We start from the raw sequence: 9,840 nt of genomic DNA, 5'->3' as shown, positions 1-9,840 counted from the left end.
CCCGCTGCCGACAAAACCAAACGCCCTAAAAAACCCAATCGAAGAGTGATCAAAACCCTCGACAATCAGAACCTGATTGGCGACTTGCGCCCCAGTCAGCCTGAGGCTCCTGGCAACTTTGTCGACATCCAAGACCCCCTCACCGGGCAAACCCTGGCCACGTACCATGAACACGCGCATGAAGGTGGTTGGCAAATCGTTGAGCCTGTTCGTGCGCCAGTACAGGTTCCGGTGCGGTCGCGGAAAGCAATCAAGGCGCAGGCACAAACCATCCAAAACGAGCGAGCGGCCATCGATGCAAGCATTCGCTTCCAACAGCGAAAGCTTCAAGACCCCAGCCGACTTGAAGGCCTTGATCCGCACGAGTGGGATGTGATGCTGAGCCAGCATGCGGCGAAGTTCGAAGCCTTGGCCGATGAAATCCAACGCAACCACGCGACTGATGCCAACGCTCTGAGCTTGCAGAACAGTTATCGTGATCAAGCGCACGCGGCCATACAGAAAGCCCGAGAGGTGTGCAGCGAGGGGTATAAGCTGCAGCGCCCCAGAGCCACCAATGTCGATTATCTATGGACGCACGGTTTTGTCGATATCAACCTGGTTAAAACACGCACCCCATTGAAGGCCGGTGGCTACCTCACCGAGTACGCGATACGTGACAAAAACAAGATAAAACCCGGGGAAAAGGATGAGAAAGCCGACATGTGGTACGCACATTTCCATTATACGTCCGTCGATGCACCCGCATTGGCGCCTGACTTTGGTCATCTGAAAACTAAAGATGAGCGCCGCTACACACGCAAAGAACTGATCGAGCGCGCAGGTACCAACCACCGTACGTTGATCAACCTGGATAAAGCCGTGATCAAAGCACCGCTGGATCAGAAACTGTTTCTACATCTGGAACAGCCTGAGCCCACGGAAACACCAACCGCCTGACTGTCAGAGTGTCTATGCTCTATTGAGTAGACCTTCCTGACGAGGGCAACATGGACGATCCACTCAACAACAAACCACCCACCTTCTGGCAAATGCTCCAAAGCGTAATGGCGGCGGCCTTCGGCGTGCAAAGCGGCAAGAACCGCGCCCGAGACTTTACCCACGGCAAACCGAGCCATTTTGTGATCCTGGGTATTGTGTTTACGGCGGTGTTTGCGTTGACGCTGTTCGGCATTGTCCAGCTGGTGCTGCACCTGGCCGGCGTTTAACGCAGCAGCAGGTGCAGGCTGAACGGGTAACGGTAGGACGTCGGTTTGCCCACGGCCGACAGTGCCCGGAAATCCACCGGCGGCGTCGGCCCCAACAGGCGCTGCGCCTGGTCGCCATCAATCAGCTGGAATAAGGCTGCCTGGCGGTCGCGCCCGCCATAAGCGCTGATATCGACGCCCTTGGCATCGTCGTTGACCAGCACCATTGCCCAGCCGCCCAGGGTGAAATGCCCCGCGACCAACGTCGTCAGCCGCCCGTCCAGGCGTGCTTTCAAAATGTCTGGCGAACTGTTAACCGCACTGAACAGCACATCCTTGCCAGGCACCCGCCCACTGCCTTGTAAGGCTTGCATCGCGCCCAGCGCCATCTCATCGTTGGCCGACCACACCAACGCTGTCTGCGGGTAGCGCTTGAACAACTGCGTTGCCTGCTCGAAGGCGCGCTGGCGGCTCCATTCACCGTAGACCAACTGGCGCAGGCGCACGTCGGGATGCTCGGCCAAGGCGCGGCGCAAGCCCTGCTCACGCCGCTGCGCGGCCGGCGTGTGCTTGGCACCGGAGAACGCCAGCAAGTCGAGGGTTTGACCCGTTGCAACCGGGCCATGCTGGCGCAGCAGGTCGGTGAACATCAGGTAACCGGCCCGCTCGTCATCGGCCACCAGGCTGCCGATCCAACCGGCGTCGTTGCGCGCATCCAGCAATTGCACCTGATCGGCGGTCAGGGCGTTATTGACGATCAGCAATTTGACCCCGCTGCCTTGGGCCAAGCGCAAGATCTGCGGCGCGACATATTGCTCATTCACCAGCACCAGGTAATCGGGCCGCTGGGCACCTTGCAGCGCTTCGCGGGCCTGCGCCAAGGTGTTTTCGGCGCTGCGCTCGGAATAACGCACACGCAAACTCAGGCCGAGGTCCTTGGCAGCGGCCTGCGTGAATTGCGCGTAGCTGACCCAGAAGGTCTCAGTAGATGTGCCCGGGTTGAGAAATACCACTGACGTCGCATGGGCCATCGCCCCGTACGCCGATCCCACTAACCACACACACGCAATCAGAACCTTCAACATGGTTGTTTGAGCCTTAAGCATTAACCCACAGGATAATGGCAATGCGACATTGAATCGAGGCTCAATCAGGCGCTTTACTGGTGGCTGACCCAGAATACAGCTGTGCCCACCACCAGGATTATCAAGAACAGAATGGCCCAGGCATCAACGGTACTGTCGGGTTTACGGGCTTTAGTCGAATTGCTCATCGCATCGCCTCTTGTCGGTTTTATAGGTGATTGCATTAAGACTCGACGACAGTAAAGATCATGATTGCCCGCATGACAAATGTGGGTATCGCGATAACCCTTCTCATTAGTCATTTTGGTTATGTGCATATACTCAAACATCACTTTTGCGCATAAACGCAAACTGGTATCGTGCGCCGGCTCCGTTGGGAGTGCGCGGCCGTGCGCGCAGATTTGCCGAGAACAGGACCTATATGTACGTATACGACGAATACGATCAGCGCATCATCGAGGACCGCGTCAAGCAGTTCCGTGATCAGACCCGACGCTACTTGGCTGGTGAACTGAGCGAAGAAGAGTTCCGCCCTCTGCGCTTGCAAAATGGCCTTTATGTTCAGCGCTTTGCGCCGATGCTGCGGGTTGCCGTGCCTTATGGCCAACTGACCTCCCGTCAGACGCGCATGATGGCCAAGATTGCCCGCGACTTCGACAAAGGCTACGCCCACATCAGTACCCGCCAGAACGTACAGTTCAACTGGCCGGCGCTGGAGGACGTGCCAGACATCCTGGCTGAGCTGGCGACCGTGCAGATGCACGCGATTCAGACCAGCGGTAACTGCCTGCGCAACGTGACCACCGACCAATTTGCCGGGGTTGCCGCCGACGAATTGATCGACCCGCGCCCCTGGTGTGAAATCGTCCGTCAATGGACCACTTTCCACCCTGAATTCGCCTACTTGCCGCGTAAGTTCAAGATCGCCATCAATGGCTCGACTTCGGACCGTGCGGCCATCGAAGTGCACGACATTGGCCTTGAGCCGGTGCACAACGCAGCCGGCGAGCTGGGCTTCCGCGTGCTGGTCGGTGGCGGCCTCGGCCGTACGCCGGTGGTGGGCGCATTCATCAACGAGTTCCTGCCGTGGCAGGACCTGTTGAGCTACCTCGACGCCATCCTGCGGGTCTACAACCGCTATGGCCGTCGTGACAACAAGTACAAGGCTCGGATTAAGATCCTGGTCAAGGCACTGACCCCTGAGGTATTCGCCCAGAAAGTCGACGCCGAGATGGAACACCTGCGCGGCGGCCAGACCACCCTGACCGAAGCCGAAGTACACCGTGTGGCCAAGCACTTTGTCGACCCTGAGTACAAGGCCCTGACGAACCAGGACGCCGAGTTGGCTGCGCTCGACCAGCAGCACCCTGGCTTCGCCCGCTGGCGTACGCGCAACACCCTGGCGCACAAAAAGCCGGGCTACGTGGCAGTGACCCTGTCGCTCAAACCCACCGGCGTTGCGCCGGGCGATATCACCGACAAGCAGCTGGACGGCGTGGCCGACCTGGCCGAGCGCTACAGCTTCGGCCAACTGCGCACCTCCCACGAGCAGAACATCATTCTCGCGGACGTTGAGCAGAGCCAACTGTTCACCCTGTGGGGCGAGCTGCGCGAAGGCGGTTTCGCCACGCCGAACATCGGTCTTTTGACCGACATCATCTGCTGCCCGGGCGGCGATTTCTGCTCCCTGGCCAACGCCAAGTCGATCCCGATTGCCGAATCGATCCAACGCCGTTTTGACGACCTGGACTACCTGTTCGACATTGGCGAGCTGGACCTGAACATCTCCGGTTGCATGAACGCCTGTGGTCACCACCACGTCGGCCACATCGGCATCCTGGGCGTGGACAAGAAAGGCGAAGAATTCTACCAAGTGTCCCTGGGCGGCAGCGCCAGCCGCGATGCGAGCCTGGGCAAGATCCTCGGCCCGTCCTTCGCCCAGGAAGCCATGCCCGAGGTGATCGGCAAGCTGATCGATGTGTACATCGAACAGCGCACCGAAGATGAGCGTTTCATCGACACCTACCAGCGCATCGGCATCGACCTGTTCAAGGAGCGCGTCTATGCAGCGAATCATTAAGAACAACGAAGTCCTCGACGAAACCTGGCACCTGCTGCCCAAGGACGCGAGCTTTGACGGCATTTCCAACTGCGACGACCTGATCGTGCCGTTGGCCCTGTGGCGCGAGCACGCCCACGCCCTCAAGGCCCGCGACGGCGGCCTGGGTGTGTGGCTGGACGCCGATGAAGAAGCCGAAGAGATCGGTGATGACGTGGAGCACTTCCAGGTCATCGCGCTGAACTTCCCGGCCTTCACCGACGGGCGTAACTACTCGAACGCCCGCCTGCTGCGTGACCGCTACGGTTACAAGGGCGAGCTGCGGGCGATTGGCGACGTGCTGCGCGACCAATTGTTCTACCTGCGCCGCTGCGGGTTCGATGCCTTCGCCTTGCGCGCCGACAAAGACCCGTACGAAGCCCTGGAAAGCCTCAAGGACTTCTCGGTGACGTACCAGGCGGCAACGGATGAGCCCTTGCCGCTGTTCCGTCGTCGCTAAGCGTTAGCCCATGAAAAAGCCCTGGCATGCCAGGGCTTTTTTATGCGTGATCGTTCCCACGCTCTGCGTGGGAAAGATCATACGATCATGCGTTGAGTTTGATCGACGCCAGCACCTGCTTCTGGCCCATGGAGCACGGCACACCTTGCGGCTGCGCGCGCACCGCCTCGATAACACCGAGCAACTGGGCCTTGCTGTGCGCCAACTGCACCTGCATCGCTTCAATTTGCTGCACCTTGCGCTCCAATGCCTCAATCAGTTCGTCGCGCTTGTGCTCGCCCGGCGCCGGCATCAGGGCCTTAAGCTCCTGCAAGGTGAACCCGGCCTGCTGCGCGCTTTGAATCAGCTGCAGGGTCTGCAGTGCTTCGGCTGAATAGCGCCGATAGCCATTGGCCTGGCGCCCCACCTGACTGATCAGCCCTTCGGCCTCATAAAAGCGAATACGCGACGCCGCCAACCCGCTCTGTTTTGCCAGCTCACCAATATTCATCGCCACACCCTGCTTGACATTAAAGTTAACTTTAAGCTTAGCCTGAGGCCTCCCCCGCTCAGGAGTCAACGCATGTCACCTTTCGAAGCCTTGCAACTGCCCAACGGCCAGGTCCTCGCCAACCGCATCGCCAAGGCGGCGATGGAAGAGAACATGGCGGACGCCAAGCAGGCGCCGTCGCGCGAATTGAAGCGGCTGTACAAAGCCTGGGCGGACGGTGAGCCGGGTTTGTTGTTGACCGGCAACGTGATGATCGACCGGCACGCCATGACCGGGCCCGGCGGCGTCGCGCTCGAAGATGAGCAGCACTTGGACAGCTTCCGCGAGTGGGCCGATGTGGCGCGCGCCAAGGGCGTGCACTTCTGGGTGCAACTCAGCCATCCGGGGCGCCAGACCATGGCCAACTTGGGCCAGCAAGCGTTGGCACCCTCCGCCGTAGCCCTCGACCTCGGCGGTTTTTCGAAGATGTTCGCCAAGCCCAAGGCGATGACCGAAGACGACATTCAAGAGGTGGTCAAACGCTTCGCCACCAGCGCGCGCCTGGCCGAGAAAGCCGGGTTTACCGGGGTGCAGATCCACGGCGCACATGGCTACTTGATCAGTCAATTTCTCTCGCCACTTTGCAACCAACGCACCGACCGCTGGGGCGGCTCGCTGGAGAACCGCGCGCGCCTGCTGCTGGAGGTCATCAACGCGGTTCGCGCCAACGTCAGCGCATCCTTTTGCGTGGCGGTAAAGCTCAACTCCGCAGACTTCCAGCGCGGCGGGTTTGCAGAGGCCGATGCGCGCGCCGTGGTCGAGATGCTCAACCCGCTGCCCATCGACCTGCTGGAATTATCCGGTGGCAGTTACGAAGCGCCAGCCATGCAGGGTGACGCGCGGGACGGCCGCACCCTGGCCCGTGAGGCGTACTTTCTAGAGTTTGCCAAGCAATTGGCGACCGTCGCCAAGATGCCGCTGATGGTCACCGGCGGCATTCGTCGCCTGCCCATCGTGCAACAGGTGCTGGACAGCGGCATCGCCATGGCCGGCATTGCCACCGCCCTGACCCTGGAGCCGCAACTGATCAAACACTGGCGTGAAGGTCGCGATCTGAACCCGCAACTCCAACCCATCAACTGGCAACGCAAACCCCTCGCCGCCCTCGCTACCTTGGCCGTGGTGCGCTACCAGATGCGCCGGCTGAGCCGCGGCCACCGGCCCCAACCCAAGGTAGCCCCCTGGCTGGCGCTGTTGCGTGACCAATGGTTCATCGCCCGCCGCACCCGCCAATACCGCGCCGCCATGACGCAATCTTCACATTAAAGGGTGAACATCCGCCGTGGTCGAACGGTCCTCTAATGATCAGAAGCTTTTAAACTCACTGACGATTGGAGTTCTTCATGGCGAAAATCAACCTGGCCCAGCAATTGGCGACCACCCTTGAACAGGCGGGCATCAAGCGCATCTGGGGCCTGACCGGCGATAGCCTCAACGGCCTGACCGACGCCCTGCGCACCATGGACAGCATTGAATGGATGCACGTACGCCACGAAGAGGTGGCCGCATTCGCCGCCGGTGCCGAAGCCGCCGCCACCGGTGAACTGACGGTGTGCGCCGGCAGTTGCGGGCCGGGCAACCTGCACTTGATCAATGGCCTGTTCGACTGCCATCGCAACCATGTGCCGGTGCTGGCGATTGCTGCGCAAATTCCGTCCTCGGAGATCGGCCTGAACTACTTTCAGGAAACCCATCCCCAGGAGCTGTTCAAGGAGTGCAGCCACTTTATCGAGCTGGTGACCAACCCCGAGCAAATGCCCCACGTGCTGCATCGCGCGATGCGCTCGGCAATCCTCAATCGTGGTGTCGCGGTGGTAGTCATCCCCGGCGATGTGTCGCTGCTGGAAGTCGAAGACAAACTCAAGCCATGGCCTGCCCTGCACGCACCGCGCACCTTACCGGCCGAGCAGGACCTGCAACACTTCACCGAGATCCTGCAGAGCAGCGAGAAAGTCACCCTGCTGTGCGGCAGTGGCTGCGCCGGTGCCCACGACCAAGTGGTGGCCCTGGCCGACGCCCTCGGCGCCCCGGTTGTGCATGCCTTGCGCGGCAAAGAGCATGTGGAATGGGACAACCCGTTCGATGTGGGCATGACCGGCCTGATCGGCTTCAGCTCGGGTTACCACGCCATGCTCAACTGCGACACGCTGATCATGCTCGGCACTGACTTCCCCTACCGCCAGTTCTACCCGACCGATGCAAAAATCATCCCGGTCGACCGCAACCCACAGGCGCTGGGGCGTCGTGCCACGTTGGACCTGGGCATCGCGGCCGATGTCAGCGAGACTCTCGACGCGCTGCTGCCACGCTTGACCCGCAAGACCGATCGCAGCTTCCTCGAGACCTCGCTGAAGCATTACGAGAAAGCCCGCCAAGGCCTGGATGACCTGGCCGAGCCCTCAAAGGCTGACCGGCCGATCCACCCGCAATACGTGGCGCGCTTGCTCAGCGAGTTGGCGGATGACGATGCCATCTTCACCGCTGACGTCGGCTCACCCACTGTCTGGGCTGCGCGCTACTTGAAAATGAACGGCAAACGCCGCCTGATCGGCTCGTTCAACCACGGCTCGATGGCCAATGCCATGCCGCAGGCCATCGGCGCACAGGCAGCCTTTCCCGGGCGACAGGTGATTTCGATGTCCGGCGACGGTGGCTTCGCCATGTTGATGGGCGATTTCATCTCGCTGGCGCAGTTGAAACTGCCGGTAAAAGTCATTGTGTTCGACAACTCGTCACTGGGTTTCGTGGCCATGGAAATGAAAGCCGCCGGTTACCTGGACACCGGTACCGAGTTGAAAAACCCGGACTTCGCAGCGATGTCCAACGCCATGGGGATTCTGGGAATTCGTGTGGAGCAATCCGAAGACCTCGAACCGGCCTTGCGTCGTGCCCTGGCCCACGACGGCCCGGTGTTGGTGGATGTGGTGACGGCGACTCAGGAACTGGTGATGCCGCCGAGCATCAAGCTGGAACAGGCCAAGGGGTTCAGCTTATACATGCTCAAGGCGGTGATGAGCGGGCGAGGTGATGAAGTGATCGAGCTGGCGCGCACCAACTGGTTACGCTGAGGGTGATTGTGGGGGGACTTATGTACATATCCGTTGCTGCAGCAACGGATATGTACTCAATCGCCGCGCCCCCCATCAGCCCAACTGCTTCTCAACCCATTTCCCATAAGCATCAATAAACGCCTGCAAGAACGGCCTGGTCTTCTCCGACACCTTACCCGCCTCATCAAACACACTGCCCGCCCCACCCAGGTACGCTTCCGGCTGCTGCATGCACGGCACATCGAGGAACACCAGGGACTGGCGCAGATGATGGTTGGCACCAAAGCCCCCAATCGCCCCCGGCGACACACTGATGATCGCCCCAGGCTTGCCGCTGTAGGCGCTTTGCCCGTAGGGTCGCGAACCAACGTCGATGGCATTCTTCAACGGCGCAGGCACGGAACGGTTGTATTCCGGGGTCACAAACAGCACCGCGTCGGATGACCGTACCTGTTGGCGGAAAGTACTGTAGGCTGCGGGCGGTGATGCCCCGTCGATGTCTTCGTTGTAGAGCGGTAAATCGCCAATTTCGACAATGTTCAACGTGAGAGTGGCAGGGGCCAGTTCGGCCAAGGCCAGGGCGACCTTGCGGTTGATCGACTCTTTTCTAAGGCTGCCCACCAGGACGGCAATCGTGTAGACCTTGCTCATTGAGGTTTTCCCGACGTCTGACTAAAGGAGCTAGTAGTTATAGAGTCTTCGCGGCAGGTTAACCAGAAGGTTTTGATAATCTTAACGCCGTTTTCCACGCACTCATATGCGTAGGAAGCGTCTGATAAACGTCAAAGAATAGTATTTTTTTTCCATAGGTAAACTACCCCGCTCCATGACGGTCTACACAACCGCAAATCGAGTGTTTATCTCCAGAGGTTCTAAACAGATGGCTGCAGTACTTGTCGGACAGTTCCATGCCAGAGACGCGGAAGGACGCGTGTATTCGGTGCATGAGTTCCAGGAATCCAACCCGGCGCAAGGCGACCTGGCTGGCTCGGCGCCCTCCACTACCTACAAGCTGGCCATTGGCGATCGTGTAGAAAAGCTGGACGGTGATGAATTCAAATTGATCCAGTCGGGGACCATTATCGTCCGCGAATCACAAACGGTCCTCGCCTCATAACATCTCGCCTTATCTACCTGCTCAGTCCTGGCCATTGACGGCATTGACTGGGCCGGGCGATCACGGCTGGAGTATCTGCGTCACCTCAACGTCCTGCTCGCCGTCCATCTGCTTGAGTGTGACCATCAGTCGCCCCCGCTCCCCTTCCACCGCATAAAGTGAACGCTTATAACCCGGCGTGCCATACGCGGGATAGGCCACCACCTGCCTGACCAGCGCAATCTCCACCACAGCCCCCACCGGTTGGCTTACTTGTTCCTGGGAACGGATAAACGCCTCTAACGTGAGGTTTTCGGCGGTGCGTTCATCGTGAT

At 59.8% G+C, this 9,840-nt stretch carries 9 protein-coding genes and 2 pseudogenes; 7 read left to right on the top strand and 4 right to left on the bottom strand.

Annotated features, from left to right (window positions below; genetic code table 11):
* Positions 1-939 (top strand): annotated as a pseudogene (locus E0F99_RS30145) (hypothetical protein); the annotation flags it as partial.
* A gap of 50 nt (positions 940-989) precedes the next feature.
* The gene (locus E0F99_RS26320) at positions 990-1,208 is read left to right on the top strand and encodes a DUF2970 domain-containing protein (protein WP_083358033.1); all 219 of its coding nucleotides are present in this window, start codon (positions 990-992) and stop codon (positions 1,206-1,208) included.
* Here E0F99_RS26320 and E0F99_RS26315 read toward each other — a convergent pair.
* Positions 1,205-2,272 (bottom strand): ABC transporter substrate-binding protein, encoded by a 1,068-nt coding sequence (locus E0F99_RS26315; protein WP_083358032.1) that lies wholly within the window; start codon positions 2,270-2,272, stop codon positions 1,205-1,207. The genes E0F99_RS26320 and E0F99_RS26315 overlap by 4 nt on opposite strands.
* A 421-nt stretch (positions 2,273-2,693) precedes the next feature.
* Here E0F99_RS26315 and E0F99_RS26310 point away from each other — a divergent pair, with 421 nt between their 5' ends.
* On the top strand, positions 2,694-4,352 hold the full coding sequence (locus E0F99_RS26310; RefSeq protein WP_083358031.1) for a nitrite/sulfite reductase: 1,659 nt from the start codon (positions 2,694-2,696) through the stop codon (positions 4,350-4,352).
* Entirely contained in the window at positions 4,336-4,830 is a 495-nt protein-coding gene (locus tag E0F99_RS26305) for a DUF934 domain-containing protein (protein ID WP_003210798.1), read from the top strand. Before E0F99_RS26310 ends, E0F99_RS26305 begins: the two co-directional genes overlap by 17 nt.
* Positions 4,831-4,915: 85 nt before the next feature.
* On the opposite strand, the gene E0F99_RS26300 is transcribed toward E0F99_RS26305, so the two are convergent.
* Positions 4,916-5,320, bottom strand: a complete 405-nt coding sequence (locus E0F99_RS26300) for a MerR family transcriptional regulator (RefSeq protein ID WP_083358030.1) — start codon at positions 5,318-5,320, stop codon at positions 4,916-4,918.
* Positions 5,321-5,392: 72 nt separating this feature from the next.
* Between E0F99_RS26300 and E0F99_RS26295 the strand changes: the two genes are divergently transcribed.
* Together E0F99_RS26295 and poxB are read left to right on the top strand one after the other, a co-directional pair.
* A complete protein-coding gene (locus tag E0F99_RS26295; protein WP_083358029.1) occupies positions 5,393-6,625 on the top strand; it encodes an NADH:flavin oxidoreductase/NADH oxidase family protein in 1,233 nt (410 codons plus the stop codon).
* A 77-nt stretch (positions 6,626-6,702) separates the two neighbouring features.
* Positions 6,703-8,427, top strand: coding sequence for a ubiquinone-dependent pyruvate dehydrogenase (gene poxB / locus E0F99_RS26290; protein ID WP_130909010.1), 1,725 nt, complete (start codon positions 6,703-6,705; stop codon positions 8,425-8,427).
* Positions 8,428-8,502: 75 nt separating this feature from the next.
* Here poxB and E0F99_RS26285 read toward each other — a convergent pair whose 3' ends face one another.
* Positions 8,503-9,060, bottom strand: coding sequence for an NADPH-dependent FMN reductase (locus tag E0F99_RS26285; protein ID WP_083358027.1), 558 nt, complete (start codon positions 9,058-9,060; stop codon positions 8,503-8,505).
* 229 nt (positions 9,061-9,289) lie between these two features.
* Here E0F99_RS26285 and E0F99_RS26280 point away from each other — a divergent pair, with 229 nt between their 5' ends.
* Positions 9,290-9,526: a hypothetical protein gene (locus E0F99_RS26280; RefSeq protein ID WP_083358026.1), complete on the top strand. Its 237-nt coding sequence runs from the start codon at positions 9,290-9,292 to the stop codon at positions 9,524-9,526.
* Positions 9,527-9,586: 60 nt separating this feature from the next.
* Here E0F99_RS26280 and E0F99_RS26275 read toward each other — a convergent pair.
* Positions 9,587-9,840: pseudogene (locus E0F99_RS26275) on the bottom strand (hypothetical protein); the annotation flags it as partial.

The organism is Pseudomonas antarctica, from assembly GCF_900624995.1.
GTDB lineage: Bacteria > Pseudomonadota > Gammaproteobacteria > Pseudomonadales > Pseudomonadaceae > Aquipseudomonas > Aquipseudomonas antarctica.
The sequence above is the reverse complement of the archived record's forward strand: the minus strand, read 5'-3'. Positions and strand labels throughout refer to the sequence as shown.

What these genes read in the sequence shown, in the direction of transcription:
- E0F99_RS26320 (WP_083358033.1), top strand. Translation starts at nt 990, where the DNA reads ATGGACGATCCACTCAACAACAAACCACCCACCTTCTGGCAAATGCTC.
- E0F99_RS26315 (WP_083358032.1), bottom strand. Translation starts at nt 2,272, where the DNA reads ATGTTGAAGGTTCTGATTGCGTGTGTGTGGTTAGTGGGATCGGCGTAC.
- E0F99_RS26310 (WP_083358031.1), top strand. Translation starts at nt 2,694, where the DNA reads ATGTACGTATACGACGAATACGATCAGCGCATCATCGAGGACCGCGTC.
- E0F99_RS26305 (WP_003210798.1), top strand. Translation starts at nt 4,336, where the DNA reads ATGCAGCGAATCATTAAGAACAACGAAGTCCTCGACGAAACCTGGCAC.
- E0F99_RS26300 (WP_083358030.1), bottom strand. Translation starts at nt 5,320, where the DNA reads ATGAATATTGGTGAGCTGGCAAAACAGAGCGGGTTGGCGGCGTCGCGT.
- E0F99_RS26295 (WP_083358029.1), top strand. Translation starts at nt 5,393, where the DNA reads ATGTCACCTTTCGAAGCCTTGCAACTGCCCAACGGCCAGGTCCTCGCC.
- poxB (WP_130909010.1), top strand. Translation starts at nt 6,703, where the DNA reads ATGGCGAAAATCAACCTGGCCCAGCAATTGGCGACCACCCTTGAACAG.
- E0F99_RS26285 (WP_083358027.1), bottom strand. Translation starts at nt 9,060, where the DNA reads ATGAGCAAGGTCTACACGATTGCCGTCCTGGTGGGCAGCCTTAGAAAA.
- E0F99_RS26280 (WP_083358026.1), top strand. Translation starts at nt 9,290, where the DNA reads ATGGCTGCAGTACTTGTCGGACAGTTCCATGCCAGAGACGCGGAAGGA.